At 67.1% G+C, this 16,536-nt stretch carries 21 protein-coding genes; 6 read left to right on the forward strand and 15 right to left on the reverse strand.

The features are described 5' to 3' along the window. The first annotated feature begins 95 nt into the window (after positions 1 to 95). A complete protein-coding gene (gene coxB / locus EPY72_RS04015) occupies positions 96 to 794 on the forward strand; it encodes a cytochrome c oxidase subunit II (RefSeq protein ID WP_134669106.1) in 699 nt (232 codons plus the stop codon). A 172-nt stretch (positions 795 to 966) separates the two neighbouring features. Here the strand turns inward: coxB and EPY72_RS04020 are convergent, their stop codons facing one another. From EPY72_RS04020 to pdhA, 3 genes are all read right to left on the reverse strand, one after another. After that, positions 967 to 1,626: an HAD family hydrolase gene (locus EPY72_RS04020; protein ID WP_134669108.1), complete on the reverse strand. Its 660-nt coding sequence runs from the start codon at positions 1,624 to 1,626 to the stop codon at positions 967 to 969. A 101-nt stretch (positions 1,627 to 1,727) separates the two neighbouring features. Further along, positions 1,728 to 2,588 carry a cytochrome c oxidase subunit 3 gene (locus EPY72_RS04025; RefSeq protein WP_134669110.1) on the reverse strand — a complete coding sequence of 287 codons (861 nt, stop codon included), beginning with the start codon at positions 2,586 to 2,588 and terminating at the stop codon, positions 1,728 to 1,730. Positions 2,589 to 2,683: 95 nt separating this feature from the next. Then, a complete protein-coding gene (gene pdhA / locus EPY72_RS04030; RefSeq protein ID WP_168215996.1) occupies positions 2,684 to 3,754 on the reverse strand; it encodes a pyruvate dehydrogenase (acetyl-transferring) E1 component subunit alpha in 1,071 nt (356 codons plus the stop codon). A 206-nt stretch (positions 3,755 to 3,960) separates the two neighbouring features. Between pdhA and EPY72_RS04035 the strand changes: the two genes are divergently transcribed. The 3 genes from EPY72_RS04035 to EPY72_RS04045 all read left to right on the forward strand — a co-directional run bounded on the left by EPY72_RS04035 (position 3,961) and on the right by EPY72_RS04045 (position 6,585). Further along, the gene (locus EPY72_RS04035; RefSeq protein WP_135805655.1) at positions 3,961 to 5,271 is read left to right on the forward strand and encodes a M28 family peptidase; all 1,311 of its coding nucleotides are present in this window, start codon (positions 3,961 to 3,963) and stop codon (positions 5,269 to 5,271) included. Positions 5,272 to 5,318: 47 nt separating this feature from the next. After that, on the forward strand, positions 5,319 to 6,083 hold the full coding sequence (locus EPY72_RS04040; RefSeq protein WP_134669114.1) for an NAD(+)/NADH kinase: 765 nt from the start codon (positions 5,319 to 5,321) through the stop codon (positions 6,081 to 6,083). Positions 6,084 to 6,144: 61 nt separating this feature from the next. After that, positions 6,145 to 6,585: a DUF7313 family protein gene (locus EPY72_RS04045; protein ID WP_134669116.1), complete on the forward strand. Its 441-nt coding sequence runs from the start codon at positions 6,145 to 6,147 to the stop codon at positions 6,583 to 6,585. Positions 6,586 to 6,979: 394 nt separating this feature from the next. Here the strand turns inward: EPY72_RS04045 and EPY72_RS04050 are convergent, their stop codons facing one another. From EPY72_RS04050 to EPY72_RS04095, 10 genes are all read right to left on the reverse strand, one after another. Then, positions 6,980 to 7,234: a DUF7314 family protein gene (locus tag EPY72_RS04050; protein ID WP_134669117.1), complete on the reverse strand. Its 255-nt coding sequence runs from the start codon at positions 7,232 to 7,234 to the stop codon at positions 6,980 to 6,982. Continuing rightward, entirely contained in the window at positions 7,227 to 7,553 is a 327-nt protein-coding gene (locus EPY72_RS04055; protein WP_135805656.1) for a DUF7315 family membrane protein, read from the reverse strand. The genes EPY72_RS04050 and EPY72_RS04055 overlap by 8 nt, the downstream gene beginning before the upstream one ends. Before the next feature lie 18 nt (positions 7,554 to 7,571). Beyond that, a complete protein-coding gene (locus EPY72_RS04060) occupies positions 7,572 to 8,354 on the reverse strand; it encodes a cytochrome b family protein (protein ID WP_134669121.1) in 783 nt (260 codons plus the stop codon). 6 nt (positions 8,355 to 8,360) lie between these two features. Continuing rightward, positions 8,361 to 9,155 (reverse strand): cytochrome b, encoded by a 795-nt coding sequence (locus tag EPY72_RS04065; RefSeq protein ID WP_134669122.1) that lies wholly within the window; start codon positions 9,153 to 9,155, stop codon positions 8,361 to 8,363. Then, entirely contained in the window at positions 9,156 to 10,007 is an 852-nt protein-coding gene (locus EPY72_RS04070; RefSeq protein ID WP_134669124.1) for a ubiquinol-cytochrome c reductase iron-sulfur subunit, read from the reverse strand. Between the two features lie 3 nt (positions 10,008 to 10,010). Then, positions 10,011 to 10,397 (reverse strand): DUF7318 family protein, encoded by a 387-nt coding sequence (locus EPY72_RS04075; RefSeq protein WP_134669126.1) that lies wholly within the window; start codon positions 10,395 to 10,397, stop codon positions 10,011 to 10,013. A gap of 2 nt (positions 10,398 to 10,399) precedes the next feature. Then, positions 10,400 to 11,068 (reverse strand): plastocyanin/azurin family copper-binding protein, encoded by a 669-nt coding sequence (locus tag EPY72_RS04080; RefSeq protein ID WP_134669128.1) that lies wholly within the window; start codon positions 11,066 to 11,068, stop codon positions 10,400 to 10,402. Between the two features lie 85 nt (positions 11,069 to 11,153). Continuing rightward, on the reverse strand, positions 11,154 to 11,993 hold the full coding sequence (locus EPY72_RS04085; protein WP_244605523.1) for a DUF7319 domain-containing protein: 840 nt from the start codon (positions 11,991 to 11,993) through the stop codon (positions 11,154 to 11,156). Positions 11,994 to 12,059: 66 nt separating this feature from the next. Further along, complete coding sequence (locus EPY72_RS04090; RefSeq protein WP_134669130.1) at positions 12,060 to 12,722, reverse strand: DUF7504 family protein; 663 nt, start codon at positions 12,720 to 12,722, stop codon at positions 12,060 to 12,062. Next, positions 12,719 to 13,612 (reverse strand): GAF domain-containing protein, encoded by an 894-nt coding sequence (locus tag EPY72_RS04095; RefSeq protein WP_135805657.1) that lies wholly within the window; start codon positions 13,610 to 13,612, stop codon positions 12,719 to 12,721. The genes EPY72_RS04090 and EPY72_RS04095 overlap by 4 nt, the downstream gene beginning before the upstream one ends. A 110-nt stretch (positions 13,613 to 13,722) precedes the next feature. Between EPY72_RS04095 and EPY72_RS04100 the strand changes: the two genes are divergently transcribed. After that, entirely contained in the window at positions 13,723 to 14,208 is a 486-nt protein-coding gene (locus tag EPY72_RS04100; protein WP_135805658.1) for a DUF7321 family protein, read from the forward strand. A 46-nt stretch (positions 14,209 to 14,254) separates the two neighbouring features. Here the strand turns inward: EPY72_RS04100 and EPY72_RS04105 are convergent, their stop codons facing one another. Further along, a complete protein-coding gene (locus EPY72_RS04105; protein WP_135805659.1) occupies positions 14,255 to 14,458 on the reverse strand; it encodes a hypothetical protein in 204 nt (67 codons plus the stop codon). 83 nt (positions 14,459 to 14,541) lie between these two features. Next, positions 14,542 to 15,228, reverse strand: coding sequence for an endonuclease III (gene nth / locus EPY72_RS04110; protein ID WP_135805660.1), 687 nt, complete (start codon positions 15,226 to 15,228; stop codon positions 14,542 to 14,544). Positions 15,229 to 15,494: 266 nt separating this feature from the next. On the opposite strand from nth, the gene mvaD reads away from it, so the two are divergent. Next, positions 15,495 to 16,475, forward strand: coding sequence for a phosphomevalonate decarboxylase MvaD (mvaD, locus tag EPY72_RS04115; protein WP_135805661.1), 981 nt, complete (start codon positions 15,495 to 15,497; stop codon positions 16,473 to 16,475). Positions 16,476 to 16,536 lie beyond the last annotated feature (61 nt).

The following is a 16,536-nucleotide window of genomic DNA, read 5'->3' on the forward strand; positions in this document are numbered from 1 at the left end:
CTTCCGTCTCGTCGTATTTAGTAGAACCGAAATCGGGGCCGGACGGCCGCCAAGTCAGTAGGTATTTATGGAAATCGTCCTAAGTTGGACCCAGTATGAAAGCCAAGCGGACAGCGCTCACAACGCTGCTGGGCGTCGGGGTGCTCGCCCTGTTCGCCGATCCGGTCCTCGCTCAGGGGTACGACTCCACGACCGAGGAGCTGATCCGGTCGCTCAACACCCAGTTGCTGTTCATGGCGATCCCCATCACGGTACTCGTCGAGGGGATCCTCATCTACACGGTGTTGAAGTACCGCAACAACGACGATCCCCAGCCCACCAAGGAGAACCGTCGGCTCGAGATCTCGTGGACCATCGCGACCGCGCTGGTGTTGCTGGTCGTCGGCTACGCCTCCTACGGCGTGATGGCCAACGACTACGTCTCGAACACGGGGGACCTCGAAGCACAGGGCGACGCGGTCGAGATCGAAGTCGTCGGCGAGAAGTACCTCTGGACGTACAACTACGAGGGCGAGAACGTCTCGACGACCGGGACGATGGTCGTCCCGAACAACACCGACCTGTATCTCCGGATCACCTCCTCGGACTGGATACACGCGTTCCACGTCCCGGAACTCGGGCTGAAGCAAGACGCCATGCCGGGCACGCACAACACACTCAAGACGAAGGTGACCAGCGAGGGGACCTACCAGCTCTACTGTGCGGAGTACTGTGGCGTCGGTCACTCCCAGATGCTTGGCGAGGTCGAAGTCGTCTCCCAAGAAGAGTACGAGGAGTGGCTCGACGAGCAGTAGCGCGGTTCTGACAGCGTCTCTGCGGTCGCCGATTCTTCCGTTGCCGTACCCGTTCGACCATGACACCCGAGCGTGCGGACTCTTGTGTACGGCGACTGTCCCGTGACGGCGAGCCGAGGGCTCGCGACGCGTCGAAACGACTCCTCAATGGTGGCCGGGTCGCCGACCCCGTTCAGACCGCGCAGATGTCGTGGAGGTCTTCGAGCGAGTCGATGTCCCACGTCGGCCAGACGTTGAGGTACCAGTCGTCGCGGTGGGGTCGGCGGATGAACGCCGAGTCGATGCCCGCGTTCTCGGCGGCCCGGATGTCCGACTCGTTGTCGCCGACGAACAGGACCGAGTCGCCGTCGATGTCGGCGAGCGCCTTGTCGATGTAGTGGGGGTCGGGCTTGCACCGCCGGAGGCTCTCGACGATGGGCTCGCGGCCGTACGCCGTGTCGAAGATATCCGAGACCCCGAAGTGGTCGAGGACGAAGTCGACGGTCTCCTGTTGGTTCGAGCTCACGATCCCCATCGGGACGTCGAGGTCCCGGAGAGTATCGAGGTCGTCGTAGAGGGTCTTTCGGCCCGCGCGGATCTCCTCTTGCTGGGCGCGCGAGAGCATCCGGTCGCGCTCGGCGAAGAACTCGGCGGCGTCGAGCCCGTACTCGGCGCAGACGTCGGCGACCTCGTTGGGGGTGGTTCCGACGGTCACGCCCTCGACGTGATCGGGGTCGGGATCGGCGATATCGAACTGTGCAAAGGTGTCCTGCACGGCCTCGCGGAGAACGTCGTAGCTCGTCCGGCCGACAAGGACACCGTCGTTGTCGAACACGACGGCGTCGTAGTGCATAGCGGATATGGGTGGTTCGCACTGATAAGCGTTTCCTGAACGCCGCGGCGGTCCCGGTCGCGAAAGCGACTGTGTTCGCGAGGTGAAAAGAGTGGGGCGTCTCAGAGCGTGATCGCCGCGCCGGCGTACAGCACGACCACGAGGAAGATCCACACCGCGTCGACGAAGTGCCAGTACATCGAGACCGTCGACACCGAGACGTGGCGGTCGGCGGTGTACTGTCCGTACAGCCCCCGGACGAACACGATACCGATGAGCACCGCGCCAAGCGAGACGTGGAGGCCGTGGAGCCCCGTCAGCCCGAAGAAGGCGCTACTGTAGATGCCCGAGGTGAGATTGAACCCCTCGTGGACGATGAACTCGTAGTACTCGTATATCTGGCCGCCGATGAACACCACGCCGAGCAGGAGCGTCGCCCCGATGCCGACGACGAAGTTCTGCCGGTTGCCCTTCCGGAGTTCGACGTGGCCCCAGTGGAGCGTGATACTCGAAAGCACCAGCAGGGCGGTGTTAGCGAGCACCAGCGAGCTGAGCAACGGCGGGAGCTCGGCGCCCGTCGGGGGCCAGGTCCCCGCACGGATGAAGAAAAAGTACACGAACCCCGCCCCGAACGTCGCCAGCTCGGAGCCGAGGAACAGTATCATCCCCCATCGCAGTGAGCTGCCATCGCCGTGGCCGCCGCCGCTCCAGAAGGCCTTGACGAACGCGTGGTACACCCAGCCGTACAGCCCGACGAGGAACAGACCGACCGACCCCACGAACACCACCGAACCGTAGATGGCGTCGACGATCGGCTCCTCGCCCTGCGCGAGTACGAACAGCGCCGCGCCGATGTAGACGCCACCGGCGCCCAGCGCCGCGATGAACGGCCACCAACTGGCCTCGCCGAACCCGCGGGGCCAGTCCTCGACCGCCGGGAGGTGATGGCCGTGCTCTTCCGTTGAATCGTCCGCTACTGTCATATCGGTGGTTTGCGCGTCGAATAGTAAAAAGCCACCTGAACGCGTCCGCCCTGCCGGAGCCGACCGGCCGGGAGCGACCGCCGCGTCGGACGACCCTATCGGTCGACCTCGGGCTCGTCGACCACCCGCTCGCGCTGGCGGCGGAGTCGCTGGGGCGTCCGGGCGTAGACGTGCTCGAAGATGTCGTCGACGTCGAGGCCGGTCCGCTCCTCGGCGGCGACCACCGCCTCGGCGACCCGCTCGTCGGCCCACGCCCGGAGGTCGCGCTCGTCGGCGGCTGTCCAGCCGTGGGCGTCTTCGAGGTACTCGCGGGTGCGATCGAGCGGGTCCCGCTCGGCCCACCGCTCGACCTCCGAATCGTCGCGGTACTGCGAGGGGTCGTCGGTCGTGGTGTGGGCGCCCCGGCGGTAGGTGACCGCCTCGATGAGTCGGGGCCCCTCGCCGGCCTTCGCGGCGTCGAGGGCGTCGCTGACCGCGCCGTACACCGCCAGCACGTCGTTGCCGTCGACCCGGACGCCCTCGAAGCCGTAGGCCCGGGCCTTCTGGGCGATGGTGGCGCTCGCGGTCTGGCGCTCGCGGGGCACCGAGATCGCCCACTGGTTGTTCTGACAGAAGAACACCGTCGGCGCGTCGAACACGCCCGCGAAGTTCAGCCCCTCGTGGAAGTCGCCCTCGGAGGTGGCGCCGTCGCCGAAGCTGACAAGCGCCGCCCGGTCGTCGTCGCGGTAGTCGGCCGCCCTGCTCACCCCGACGGCGTGGGGAATCTGTGTGGCGATCGGGATGGTGGGCGGGAACGTCCGGCGGCCCGGGCCGTCGGTGCCGTCGACGTAGTTGCCCTCGCCGAGGAGGTGGACCACCACGTTTTCGAGCGGGACGCCCCGACCGAGGTACAGCGCGTGGTCACGGTAGGTCGGAAAGCAAAAGTCCTCGGCGGTGAGCGCGGCCGCCGCGCCGACCTGCGCGGCCTCCTGTCCGCGGACCGGTGCGTACGTGCCGATCCGGCCCTGGCGGTGGAGCCCGACCGCCTTCTCGTCGAAGGTCCGGGCCAGCACCTGCTGGCGGTAGAGTTCCTCGACGGTCGAGGCAGGGAGATCCGGGTCGGCCCGCTCGTCGACGGTGCCGTCGAGGTCGACGACGCGGTTCACGTCGGGTGTCTGGGTTGCCATAGCATCGATCACCGACTGTCCACCGGTGTAACGTCGTAGGACGTTATAAAAAGCCGGCGTCATGAGAAAAGCTCGGTGGATAGACGACCGTATTGAAATATCCAGTGAAGATTCGTAACCGATCCGCCGCCGAACCGGCGCCCGAGTAACGAACCGTCGGGTTTCGATTCGAAAAGCTTACCAGCGATCCACGAGCACGCGAACGTATGACACACTGGATCGGCGAGACGTTCACGAGCGACGCCGGCTGGAACCACCTCGAGGACCTCGTCGACATCGGCGACCGGATGGCGGGCAGTGAGGGCGAACGCGAGGGCGCCGAACTGACCCGCGACGCGCTCGAATCGGCCGGGGCCCGGAACGTCCGCCTCGACGAGTTCGACATTCAGGGCTGGACCCGCGGCGACAGCGAGATACGGGCCGGCGGCGACAGCCTCTCGTGTATCGCGCTTCCGCGGAGCCCGGCGGGAACCGCCGCGGGCGAGCTCGTAGACCTCGGCTACGGGCTACCCGAGGACTTCGAGGACGCCGACGTCGAGGGCGACGTCGTGATGGTCGCGACCAACGTCCCGAGCCACTACGACCGGTTCGTCCACCGCCGCGAGAAGTACTACCACGCGGTCGAGGCGGGCGCGGCGGGCTTCGTGTTCAAGAACCACGTCGAGGGGTGTCTCCCGCCGACCGGGAGCGTCGGCACCGAGGACGACCCCATCGGGGACGTGCCCGCGGTCGGCGTCTCGAAGGAGGTCGGCGCGCGACTCGCCCGGCGTTACGACGGCGAGGAGGTCGCCGTCGAGGTCGAGGCCGACGCCCACGACGCGACGAGCCAGAACGTCCACGCCGAACTCGGCCCCGACACCGACGAGGAGGTGCTGGTCACCAGCCACGTCGACGCCCACGACATCGCGGAGGGCGCGGCGGACAACGGCGCCGGCACCGCGATGGTGGTCGAGATGGCGAAGGCGCTGGCGGCCCGCGAGGACGACCTCGACACGAAGGTCCACTTCGTCGCCTACGGCGCCGAGGAGGTCGGACTCGTCGGATCGGGGTACGACGCCGAGAAGCGCGACTTCGAGTCGGTCAAGGCGGTCCTCAACAACGACGGCGTGGTCCGGGGCCGCACCCTCTCGGTGTACACCCACGGCTTCGACGCGCTCGAGGAGGCCGCCAGCGAGGTCGGCGACGCGTTCGGCCACCCGATGACGACGATCCCCGAGCAGGGCCCCCACAGCGACCACTGGCCGTACGTCCAGTGGGGCGTCCCCGGCGTCCACCTCATGAGCGAGACCGGCGACGAGGGCCGCGGCTGGGGCCACACGTACGCCGACACCCTCGACAAGATCGAGGTCCGGGACCTCCGTGAGCAGGCGATCTTGCTGACCGAGCTCGCGGTCGCAGTCGCCGACGAGACGTTCGAGGTCGCGCCCAAAGACCCCACCGAGATCGCGACCGCGCTCGAAGCCGAGGACAAGGCCGAGGGGATGAAGATCATCGGCGACTGGCCCTACGACGAGTAACGACGACTCCGTACGCTTTTCATGCACGCCGCGCAAGGGGCAAGGTGATGGTTAGGGCTCACGAGCGGGGAGTCGGGCGACTCGGCGTCGTCGGCGAGGGATCCGTGGCCGACAGCGTCGCGGCCGCGGCCGACACCAGCGACGCGACCGCCGTCCGGGGGTCGGCGGCCGAACTGGTCGGGACCGACCTCGACGCGATCGCCGCGGTCGGCGAACCGGCGGTGGTCGCGCTGGTCCGGGCCGGAGTCACGACGCCCGTCCTCCCGGTCGGGGCCGGAGACGGCTACGGTGCGGTCCCCGAACCGGACGCGGTCGCGGGGGTCGAGTCCCTGCTCGACGACGGGTTCGAGACCGACTCCCGGACGGTGCTCGGCGCGTCGGTCGACGGCGACCCCGTCGGGCGCGCGGTGGCCGACGCGATGCTGGTCACCAGCGAGCCGGCTCGCATCTCGGAGTACGCGATCCGGTCGGGCGGCGAGTCGGTCGCGAGCGTCCGGGCCGACGGCATCGTGGTCTCGACGCCGACCGGCAGTCCCGGCTACGGTCGGAACACGGGCGGCCCGCTGCTCGAACCCGGCGGGGGCGTCGTCGGCGTAGTCCCGATCGCCCCGTTCGCGGTGAACGTCGACCACTGGGTGCTCGACGTCGCGGAGCCGATCTCGCTGACGGTCGAACGCGACGACGGCGAAGTGGAGTTGCTCCTCGACGGCGAGCGCGCACGCGCTGTCGCTCCGAGCGCGCGGGTCGATATCGTCGCCGACGACGCGGTCCGACTGGCTCGGGTGCCCGAGTCACGGCGGTTCTTCGGGTGAGCGCCGCGATCGCTCGCGGCGATGGAAAGGATATAATACGCCGCCTTCACGAATATCTAGTATGCAATCGCTGTCGATGTTCGGACCGGTGGACGCCGTCGTCGCGCCCGTCATCGAGTACGTGGTGCTCGCGCTGGTGCTGGTCAACATGGGGACGCGGCTGTTCGCGTACCGCGGCTACCGAAAACAGGCCCAAACCGACGACCACGACGACGAACTGAGCCGCAACGTCGTCCACGAGGTGTCGAACGGCGTGCTCGTGCTGGCGTCGTTCTACCTCCTGACGGTACACCACCACGCGGGGATGGTGATGTCGGCGCTCGTGCTCGGGCTGTTCATCGCCGACTTCTTCGAGTTCGAGGCCCGGGAGGTCGAACTCAGGAAGGGCGAGCGGCTGAGCAGACCCAACGGCGCGCTCACCGCGTCCGCGCTCGTGTTGCTCTACGCCGGCTACCAGAGCTTCTTTTATCTCATCGAGCCGTACTGGAGCGCGATCGTCTAACCGGTTGGGTTCTCGACGCCGCCGACGCCAAACCGCGTCGGGGCGGCGCCGTTTCTACGTTCTCATCGGCGCCGTCTTTCGCCGAGCAGTCCTCGTTCTGACGAGACCGACTCGCTCGTCTCGCCGATGTCTCGACGCCGACGCTCGGCGCGTTCGAGGGGGGCGTCGGTGTGGACGCTCGCAAGTGGCTCGGTCGAGTGATCGTCGACAGCGCGAGGAGTACAGGGCCGGCACGCTCCGGAAGACCTGACCGGACCCTCGGGCCTCGCGCACACGACGGCGGGCCGAGACGACCACGCCGTCCGGCCCGAAGCCTACGGTCGTGAGCGTGGCTCGGGCCCGAAACGGCGACGCTACCGGGCGTCGAAATCGTCCGCCAGAACAGACCGCGACCTCACGTCGAGGCTTCTCGAAGCTGTTTGAACGCCGGGATCAGCACCCAGAAGGTTAACACGCCCAGAATGATGAACCAGAACAGTCCCGCGCGGAGCGCGATCGCGGCCTCGCCGTACGCCCCGAGCCCCTCGGGGATCTCCCCGACGAGCTGGGTGTCCTCGAACCCCGGCGTGGTGTACCAGCCCGACAGCACCATCCAGAGGAGCCCGCCACCCGTGAGGATGCCGAGTCCCTTGATGAATTCGTCAGCCATTGTTTGATGGTTCGTCGGAGCCGTCTTTAGGTTTTCCCATTCCCTCGGCGCGGAACCGGGTCGAGAAGGCGTACACCACCGCCCCTGCGGCGATCATCACCACTCCGAGGATGGCCAGCGGGACGTCGGCCTCCGCGATCGAGAGGCGCGCCCGCTGGGTCGCGGTGTCGAGGACGATGAATCCGCCGACCACGAATCCGACGGCGAACATCGTCGAGAAGACGGTCACGACCTTGTACAGCTGGAGCGGGACCACGACCTCGCGGGCGCTTGCCTCCGGGTCGGCGTCGGTGTCGGTGTCGTCGATACTGGAATCCATGAAAGGTGACCGAGTCCGTTACTTCGGCGGCCGAAGCCGGTAGTACCGGCGGTTGAGGTCGTACATGTACCCCTCCTGCATCGACTTCAACACCGCGTACGAGACCGCACCTGCCACGATGGGTAGCAAGAACGTGAGGTCGAACAGCAGGTGGGGGTCGATGAGGTCGCTGATGATGTTCTTGACCGACAGCACGCTGATGGTGAACGCGAACACGACGCCCGAGACGCCGACGCTCGCCCAGAACGGCTGTTCGACCGGGCGGCGCGCGCTCCCCTTGTTCAGGAACGGGACGATCGCGATGAACCCGACCACGACCACGTTGGCGAGCACGCCGTAGGTACGGTCGGCGAACAGCTTCTCGCCGCCGAGGATGGCGAGTTCGGGGTTGAGCGGGCCGAGCTTTAGCAGTCCGAACGACCAGTAGAGATACCAGTCGGGCAGGATGATCGCCGGCGTCGAACTCGGGTCGGCGGGCGGGCCCAAGTGGGGCGGGAGCGTCGCCGACAGGAACACGATCATGCCGACGAAGAAGCTCGTCAGCGAGAGGTTCCGGATCATCTCGTGGGGCCACGTCGGGAACGCCAACACGTCGCGCTCGACGTAGCTGGACTCCTGTCGGAGGTCCTGGTCCTCTCGGCGCGAGCGCTCGAAGTACTCGTAGGTCAGCCGCGAGAGACCCTGTCTGCGCTCTTTGCGCTCGCTCCACGTCGGCGTCTCGTCGTCGGGCGGGACGATGCCCGTGCCACCGTCTGTCTGTGCTTCGCCGCTTTCGTCGGTTTGTGATTGGTCGTCTGCCATGGTTGATTAGTGGGGTTCGGCGATGCCCTGAATCCACACGATCGCGATGTGGACCGCGATGATCGTAGTCACCACGAACGGGAGCAAGAAGACGTGGATGATGTACATCCGCTGGAGCGTCGACGCCCCGAGGCTGAAGCCGCCGAACAACAGCTTGGCGACCCACTCGCCCGCGAGGGGGATCGAGAGGCTCATCTCCACGCCGATCTGGCCCGCCCAGAACGCGAGCTGGTCCCACGGAAGCAGGTAGCCCGTGTACCCGAACACCATCGTGAGACTGATCAGGATGATCCCGATAATCCAGTTCAGCTCGCGCGGTTCCTTGTACGCCCCGGTGAAGTAGACCCGGAGCATGTGGAGGAACACGGCCGCGACCATGACCTGGGCCGACCACCGGTGGATCGACCGGAGCATGAACCCGAAGTTCAGGTCGGTCATGATGAACGCGAGCTGGTTGTACGCCAGTGACGGATCGCCCTCCGTGCCCGGTGCGTAGTAGAACCCGAGCAGCGCCCCGCTCAGGGCGGCCACCACGTACGCGATGGTCGAGAAGCTCCCGAGCGCGTACAGGGGGTACCAGTACCAGAACTTGTTGTCGAGGTTGTACTGCTCGGTGTGGCTTTTCGGCATCTGGAGGTTGACCCGGTAGTAGAGGGTCTCCAGGATCTCGAGGTAGTCGACGATCCGAAAGCGCCGGTCCATCCAGACGAGCGTCGTCAGGAACACTGACTCTACCGGCGTGAGATCCTTCTCTTTCATCCACTCGCCGTGGTCGTACTCGTCTTTGCGCTCGAGACTCATCTAGCTGTCCTCCGGGATCGGAAGCGCGGCGAACGATTTCTGGACGATGCTGAACGGGTCGTACGCCGACTGGTGACACTGACAGTAGATCTGGTTCTCGGCTTCGGCGCTGGCGGAGCCGGCGAGGCCCTTGAACGTCGGCACGCAACAGAAGTGCGTGCACTTGTTCAGGTTGGCGATGAAGCCTTCTTCGGTGCTGGCCGAGAGCCACTCGTTGTCCTGGGCCATCTCCTCGACGCGGGTCGAGCGGATGACCTGAACCGGCAGAATCTCCGAGGAGGAGACGTCCTCGGAGCGCCACTTCGCCTGCGCGGGCTTGCCGAGGCCGTCGTCGCCGATGCCGTTGCCCCACGTCTCGTAGTCGCTGAAGTCGTCGACGTGGATCTTAGCGCCTTCTTCCATCTCGCTGTTCTGCCAGTCGTACTTCGAGTTGCCGATGTACCGGAAGTAGTTGTCCTGATCGGCGTCGGGACGGACGCCCGCGTTCGTCTGGACCCCGCAGTACTGGTACCACGTTGAGGAGTAGGTGGTGCCGCCGAGTTCCATCTCCGCGACGGTGATCTCGGAGCCGTTCTCGAGCGTTATGGTCTCGGGTTCGGGCCAGATGCCCTTGAGATACCCCTCGGAGTCGACTTCCAGCGGGATCTGGGGCATCGCCCGCGGCGCGGGGCCGGCGGTGTTCTCGACGCCGTAGAAGTCGACGATCCCGCCGCCGCCGCCGGTCGGACCGGTGGCGGAGTCGATCCCCACAGCGGTCGCGGTGCCGACGCCCGCGAGCGCCGCGCTCCCGACGACTCCTTTCACGAAGCGACGCCGCCCTGTGCTCTCTGGATATTTATCGTCTGCTGACATGATTTATCGTTTGTAGTACGGATACACTGCGCGCTTGAACTGGTCCCACGCGTCGCCGACCGTGTCGACGCCGTCCTGCTGATCTTCCCGGATGTAGAGGTCTTCCCACTTGCGCCGGCGCTTCTTGACGATCATCACGTCGGGGAGGAACTCCTTGCGGTAGAGCAACAGGATGAACGCGAGGTCGATGAAGATGACCGCGAGGACCGACCCGAGATACATGTTGCCGATCCCGGTGTACCCCCAGCCGTCGATCAGGCCGTACGTGAACAGACCCACGAACACGATCTCGACCACCGTCAGCAAGACGATGGCGATCGCGGCGGCCGTGCTCTCTCGGGGCGGTTCGTAGCGGTGAATGTCGCCGTAGGTCGAGCCTGTGGATGACATCGTCAGTTACCTCCCTCGGTGTGTGGCGACTCGCCGTACTTCACCACGAAGAACGTGTAGACGAGCGATACGATGATCATCAGGATGGTCGCGATGCCGACGAAGTGAGCCTGAATCGGGACCCCCATGTGTTCGGGGTCCTGCTCGGCGGCCGCGCCGCCACCGCCGCCACCGCCGCCACCTTCTTGGACCGTGATACTCCCGACCATCCCCGCGCTCCGGTGGGGCGTACAGTAGTACTCGTAAGTGCCCTCGACGGTGAACGTGTGGCTGTACTCGTGGCCGGTGTTGTACGTCTCGCTGTCGCCGCCTTCGGTGCCGTCCCAGTCCGCGCCCTCGGGCTGGCTCGATCGGACCACGTTGTGGTTGTCCGAGTCCCAGACCCACCGGACGGTCGTCCCCGGCGCGATCGTCAGTTCGGCCGGTTCGAACACGAGGTCGCCGCCGGGGCCGACCGTGACCTCCTGGGTCGGTCCGCCGCCGGCCGCGCCCCCGCCGGACTGAGTCCCCTCCGCGGTCCCGTTGGCGGTCGTCGTCATCGTCTCGTTTCCGGAGGCAGTCGTGGTGTCACCGGCGGACGTGGTCGTCTCTTGTGCGCCCGCAGTCGCCGCTCCCGCGGCAGTTCCGCCAGCAACACCGCTGGCTGCCGTCAGAAAGTCCCGCCTCTTCATACAGTTCGAACTCAGGGCAGGACTTGCTTAAAGCCACCGATGCCGCCGGACGGGAGTTTCGGCCGCGAGCCCGGCCAGCGAGGGCTCAGTTGCCGTCTCGGGGTTCCGACGAGACGCCCGCGTCGTTCGGCCCGACCGGGGCGTCGCCGGTCGCCTCCTCGGCGTCCTCGTCGGGGAGGAACGCGGGGCGCTCGCCGTCTTCGACCCCGACCGCCCGGAGCCGGTTGCGGTACTCCTCGGATCGGAACCGATCGGAGAGACGCGCGTTCGCGACCAGCAGGAAGACGAACCCGCCGAACAGGAGGAAGCCGAATCCGGCGACCCCGGCGACGAGCGGGAGCGCGAGCGGAACCCAGGCGACCAGCAGTGCCACCCCCGCGAGGAGGTGGACCGCCGCGATGATCTGCATCAGTCTGTTGCCGAGTTCGCCCGATCCCTCTGGGACCTCGGTGGGCTCGGGAAGCGCGCCGCCCTCGGGCGGGTCGGGGACCTCGTAGCTCTCCATCGACGCGAGCGCGATCGACGGCTTCACGTCTCGGAGGACGGTCCCGCTGCCCTCGACGGTGCCGTCGGGGTAGACCACCGCGTACCCCTCGTCGGAGTACGCGAGCAGTTGGTCCTCGCCGTCGCGCTCGATGCGTTCGGTGACCGCGAACACGTCTCGCTTGGCGACCCGGGTTTCGAGGTCGGCCGCCACGCGGTCGAGGAGCCGTTCGCCGGTGATCCACGAGTCGTGGTCGAACGCCGCTTCCCACTCCTCGTAGGACATCTCGGCCATGTCGCGGGGGCCGAACTCCTCGAAATCGTACTTCTGCTCGACCTCGTCGCGGAGTTCGGCGCGGTCGTCGGTCTCGGGGACCGATCGGTCGCCCGCGCTCTCGCCGGGCGGGTCCTCGCGCGACGACTCGCTCTCGGGGTCGGCCATCGGTCGACGGTTGGGTTTCGAGCGGCTAAACGCTTCTGTCTCGGCGAGGCTGGTCGGGACGGTCGATCAGAACTCGGTCCACGTCGCGGGCTGGCCGCCGAGCCCCCTGACGCGGAGTTCGGACGTGCCGTCGGTCTCGCGGACGTCGATTCGGCCGTCACACAGTTGCGTGATCGTGTTGACCACGCGCTCGTCCTGCGTGGTCGAGTCGATGAGAAACACGCCGAGGCCGTCGCTGGCGGCGATGCGGCCGCCGAGAGTGTGGACGAACCGCGAGACCGTCTGGAGGTCCGAGTACATCAACAGGGTCGAGACCGAGTACAGTCCCGCCCGGACGCGGTCGGTCGCCTCCTGGTACAGCGACTCGTAGAGCCCCGAGAACTCGATCCCGATCCCGGTGAGGTCGCTGGGGTTCGACACCGTCGCCATCCGGACCGGGAGGTCTTTCGGGCCGTGCTGGTCGCTCAGGCAGTCGAGGAGCCCGAACTTGCTTCGGTCCAGATCGGGACACAGCCGATCGCAGTCGCCCAGCAGTTTCTCGCAGTGTCTGTTGGTCGAGACCATCAACATCCCCTCGGCCGCGTCGTTGCCCCGGGTGACCAGTCGGAGCGCGAGGTCGCGGGCGCCGCCCATCGTCGACCCGGCCACGAGGATGTTGGTCCCGGGGTCGACCGCCGCGAGCGGGAGGTCGGGGCCGAACTCGTAGGGTCGATCCGAACTGCGACTCATCGCGTGTCACCTCCCGCGGCGTCGTCGTGAAGTTCGAGCAGTCGCATCGCGACGGTCGAGAGCGTCCGGAGGTACGCCCGATCGTCGTCGTCGAAGCTCCGGGGCTCGTCGTGGTAGACACAGAAGGTCCCGATCGTCTCGCCCGACGGCGTCGTCAGGTCCGCGCCCATGTACGACCGGATCCCCATGGATTCGAGCGTCTCGTTGTCCGCGAACCGCGGGTCCTCGGCGACGTTCTCGATGACCGTCACCGAGCCGTCGTCGACGATGGTGTAGGTGCAGATGGCGTCCTCGCGGTCGGTGGGCGTCCAGTCGGCGCCGTGACAGACGAGAAAGTCCTGCTGGCTCTCGTCGATGATGTTGATCGACGCCGTCGAGACGCCGTAGTGGCGCGCGGCGAGCGAGGTGAGTCGCTCGACGTCGGCCCGCAGGTCGTCGGCGTCGAGGTCGTAGCTGTCGAGCGCGGCGAGCCGAGCAGACTCGTCTTTCGGGAGCGGGTAGGCGGTCTGGGTTCGGAACCGCGCGGTCGCGTCAACGAGTCGCGCGAGCCGCACGCTCGCGGTCTCGGCGCTCTTGTCGACGTACTCCACGACGACGTCGTCGGGGGCGTTCGCCACGACCGTCTCGCGGTCGACGGCGGTGTGAAGCACACACCCCGTGTCGGGGGCGATCTCTCGGATCCGCGAGACGAGCTCTAGCCCGGTGCCGTCGGGGAGGTCGTACTCGGTCACGACGCAGTCGGGAGCGTGGTTCCGACACGCCGCGACGGCCGCCTCGATCGAACCGGCGGCCACGAGCGCGGCGTCGTCGATAGCCGCCCCGAGGCGTTCGACCGTGGCCGCACGCTCCGACTCGTCGGGGTCGACGCAGATCGCGGTGAGTTCCGGCATGTCAGTCGGTCGTACGTGACGACTGGGTGGAAGGGAATTAACTCTGTCGCCGCGAGCCCGCCGGAACCGCTTTCGGGTCGCTTAACCGCGCTCGCTCCTAACCGCCGCGCATGGTCAGCGACGCGATAGTTGCGAGCGCCGTCGCCATCCTCGTCACCGCGAGTCTCCCGTTTTACCTCTACGGCGCGTGGTACATCCTGAATCAGGAGACGGTGACGTGGGACGTGCTGGTCCACCACCTCAAGTACATCGCGGTGGGCCTGACGCTGACGACGGTCCCCGTCGTGACCTGGATGGCGCCCCGCTTTCTGAATCAGGTCGGGGGGTTGACCGCGCTCCACGTCTTCCTCGGCCTCCAGGCGTACGCGATGCTCGTCCTCGCGCTGACCGGCATCGTCCGCATCTTTCAGGTCAAACACCGCCACGACCTCTACGAGGACCCCGAGACGGACGTCGACATCGACGAACTCCACGAGAACATGGGCGCGTGGCGCGCCCGCCTCCGGATGGGCGTCGCCGGCTACGTGGTGTTCTGGTTGCTGGCGTGGATCGTGGGCGTGGCCCGCTACCTCAACGAGTACGTGCTGTACGGGTGAGAGCTCCTCGCCCCGCCTTTCTCGTCGTCCGCGAGCGACCGCGGCGTCAGGACGGAGTCGGGCCGCCGGTGCGACCGTTCAGGTACGCGCCCATGAAGGCGACCCCGACGAGCGCGAACGCGCCGACGATCCACGGCCCGATCGCGCCCGGCCACTCGCCGGTGACCTCGCGGACGACGACCGCGAGCCCCGCCGAAGCGAACGACAGGACGCCGACGACGAGATACTCCCGGATCGTTGTCTTCCCCATGTGTGGCGCTACGCTAACGAGCCGCCGGTACAAATAGCGTGTGCCCGACGAGGGGCCAAGTCGAGCGAGACGGCCCGGGCGGCCTACGCCCACTTCTCGCCGCTGGCGAGGTCGACGTCGCCGTCGAGCTTCGAGGACGGACAGATGTCTTCGAGGACGCAGTCGGCGCAGTCGGGGTTGCGCGCGGTGCAGGTCGCCCGACCGTGGCTGATGAACAGGTGGGTGTACTGTTGCCAGTCGTCTTCCGGGACGATCTCCATCAGGTCCCGCTCGATGGCCTCCGGTCGTTCTTCGTCGGTGATGCCGAGCCGTCGGGAGATACGCTGGACGTGGGTGTCGACCACGACGCCCTCGACGACGTCGTGGCCGTGCTGGAGGACGACGTTGGCGGTCTTGCGCCCGACGCCCTTGAGGTCGGTGAGCTCGTCCATCGTGTCCGGGACCTCGCCGTCGTGCTCGTCGAGCATCAGCTGGGCCGAGGTCTTGATGTAGTCGGCCTTGCTGTTGTGGTAGGTGATCGAATTGAGGTCTTCCGAGAGCTCGTCGACGTCGGCGTTCGCGTAGTCCTCGACCGTCCCGTACTTCTCGAACAGATGGGCGGTCTCCTTGTTCACGCGCTCGTCTGTACACTGCGCCGAGAGGATCACGGCGACGAGGAGTTCGAGCCGGTTCGAGAAGTTCAGCGAGATGGTCGAGTCGGGGTAGGCGTCGTAGAGGCGGTCGAGGACCTCCTCGACCTGCGCCTCGCGCGTGTCGAGTGGCGTTCCCATACTGTCGTGGTGGGGTGGGCGCGGTTTGAATCTTGTTCGTCGGCCCCGAGACGCGGCGTCGAGAGGTCCGTTTGGAACGCCGAGCGACCGGGTCCGTCTCGAACGTCGAACGATCGTTCCGAACGCGAGGAAACGAGCCGAGCGTCACTTCGACTGGAGTGTGAGAATAACAACACCAACCGCCATTCGAACACGCTCACTAACCGCCGTTCGCTCCCGACCGACGTTCCGAGAGTTTTAACCGCCGACCCCACACCTGTCCACGCATGAAGGCGACCGCGAAGGCCCACCCGATCCAGGGCCTCGTCAAGTACCACGGGATGCGCGACGAGCAGCTCAGGCTCCCGTACCACGACTCGATCAGCGTCTGCACCGCACCGAGCCACACGAAGACCACCGTCGAGTTCGACCCCGACCTCGACGGCGACACCTTCGTCGTCGGCGGCGAGCAACTGGCCGACCACGAGGCCGACCGGGTCGCGAGCGTCGTCGCTCGGGTTCGCGAGCTCGCCGAGGCCGACCACGCCGACTACCCGGTCCGGCTGGAGAGCGAAAACTCCTTCCCGTCGAACGTCGGGCTCGGCTCGTCGTCGTCGGGGTTCGCGGCCGCGGCGCGGGCGCTCGCCGAGGCGGCCGACCTCGATCTCACGCTCCCCGAGATCTCGACCATCGCGCGCCGGGGGTCGTCGTCGGCGGCCCGCGCGGTCACCGGCGGGTTCTCGGACCTCCACGCCGGGCTCAACGACGAGGACTGCCGGTCCGAGCGCCTCGACTCGCCGCTCGAAGACGACCTCCGCATCGTCGCGGGGCTGGTGCCGGCGTACAAAGAGACCGAACACGCCCACCGCGAGGCCGCCGACAGCCACATGTTCGAGGCCCGACTCGCCCACATCCACGACCAGCTCGCGACGGTCCGGGACGCGCTCCGGGCCGGCGACTTCGACCGGGTGTTCGAGACCGCCGAGCACGACTCGCTGTCGCTGGCGGCGACCACGATGACCGGGCCCTCCGGGTGGGTGTACTGGAAGCCCGAGACCATCGAGATCTTCGACGCCGTGCGCGAACTCCGAGAAGAGGGCGTGCCGGTGTACTTCTCGACCGACACGGGCGCGAGCGTCTACGTCAACACGACCGCCGACCACGTCGACCGCGTCGAGGACGTCGTCGCCGACTGCGGCGTCGAGACGATGGTCTGGGAGGCCGGCGGTCCCGCCGAGATACTCCCCGAAGACGACGCGCTGTTCTGAGATCGGCCCCGTTCTCCGTCCGCTGCCGGGTCCCGCCTGCCGGTGGGCGAACGCTTTTGTC

The organism is Halorussus marinus, from assembly GCF_004765795.1.
In the GTDB taxonomy this organism is placed as follows: Archaea; Halobacteriota; Halobacteria; order Halobacteriales; family Haladaptataceae; genus Halorussus; species Halorussus marinus.

Bases quoted from the DNA above. Each gene is read 5' to 3' on its own strand.
- coxB (WP_134669106.1), top strand. From the start codon at position 96: ATGAAAGCCAAGCGGACAGCGCTCACAACGCTGCTGGGCGTCGGGGTG.
- EPY72_RS04020 (WP_134669108.1), bottom strand. From the start codon at position 1,626: ATGCACTACGACGCCGTCGTGTTCGACAACGACGGTGTCCTTGTCGGC.
- EPY72_RS04025 (WP_134669110.1), bottom strand. From the start codon at position 2,588: ATGACAGTAGCGGACGATTCAACGGAAGAGCACGGCCATCACCTCCCG.
- pdhA (WP_168215996.1), bottom strand. From the start codon at position 3,754: ATGGCAACCCAGACACCCGACGTGAACCGCGTCGTCGACCTCGACGGC.
- EPY72_RS04035 (WP_135805655.1), top strand. From the start codon at position 3,961: ATGACACACTGGATCGGCGAGACGTTCACGAGCGACGCCGGCTGGAAC.
- EPY72_RS04040 (WP_134669114.1), top strand. From the start codon at position 5,319: ATGGTTAGGGCTCACGAGCGGGGAGTCGGGCGACTCGGCGTCGTCGGC.
- EPY72_RS04045 (WP_134669116.1), top strand. From the start codon at position 6,145: ATGCAATCGCTGTCGATGTTCGGACCGGTGGACGCCGTCGTCGCGCCC.
- EPY72_RS04050 (WP_134669117.1), bottom strand. From the start codon at position 7,234: ATGGCTGACGAATTCATCAAGGGACTCGGCATCCTCACGGGTGGCGGG.
- EPY72_RS04055 (WP_135805656.1), bottom strand. From the start codon at position 7,553: ATGGATTCCAGTATCGACGACACCGACACCGACGCCGACCCGGAGGCA.
- EPY72_RS04060 (WP_134669121.1), bottom strand. From the start codon at position 8,354: ATGGCAGACGACCAATCACAAACCGACGAAAGCGGCGAAGCACAGACA.
- EPY72_RS04065 (WP_134669122.1), bottom strand. From the start codon at position 9,155: ATGAGTCTCGAGCGCAAAGACGAGTACGACCACGGCGAGTGGATGAAA.
- EPY72_RS04070 (WP_134669124.1), bottom strand. From the start codon at position 10,007: ATGTCAGCAGACGATAAATATCCAGAGAGCACAGGGCGGCGTCGCTTC.
- EPY72_RS04075 (WP_134669126.1), bottom strand. From the start codon at position 10,397: ATGTCATCCACAGGCTCGACCTACGGCGACATTCACCGCTACGAACCG.
- EPY72_RS04080 (WP_134669128.1), bottom strand. From the start codon at position 11,068: ATGAAGAGGCGGGACTTTCTGACGGCAGCCAGCGGTGTTGCTGGCGGA.
- EPY72_RS04085 (WP_244605523.1), bottom strand. From the start codon at position 11,993: ATGGCCGACCCCGAGAGCGAGTCGTCGCGCGAGGACCCGCCCGGCGAG.
- EPY72_RS04090 (WP_134669130.1), bottom strand. From the start codon at position 12,722: ATGAGTCGCAGTTCGGATCGACCCTACGAGTTCGGCCCCGACCTCCCG.
- EPY72_RS04095 (WP_135805657.1), bottom strand. From the start codon at position 13,612: ATGCCGGAACTCACCGCGATCTGCGTCGACCCCGACGAGTCGGAGCGT.
- EPY72_RS04100 (WP_135805658.1), top strand. From the start codon at position 13,723: ATGGTCAGCGACGCGATAGTTGCGAGCGCCGTCGCCATCCTCGTCACC.
- EPY72_RS04105 (WP_135805659.1), bottom strand. From the start codon at position 14,458: ATGGGGAAGACAACGATCCGGGAGTATCTCGTCGTCGGCGTCCTGTCG.
- nth (WP_135805660.1), bottom strand. From the start codon at position 15,228: ATGGGAACGCCACTCGACACGCGCGAGGCGCAGGTCGAGGAGGTCCTC.
- mvaD (WP_135805661.1), top strand. From the start codon at position 15,495: ATGAAGGCGACCGCGAAGGCCCACCCGATCCAGGGCCTCGTCAAGTAC.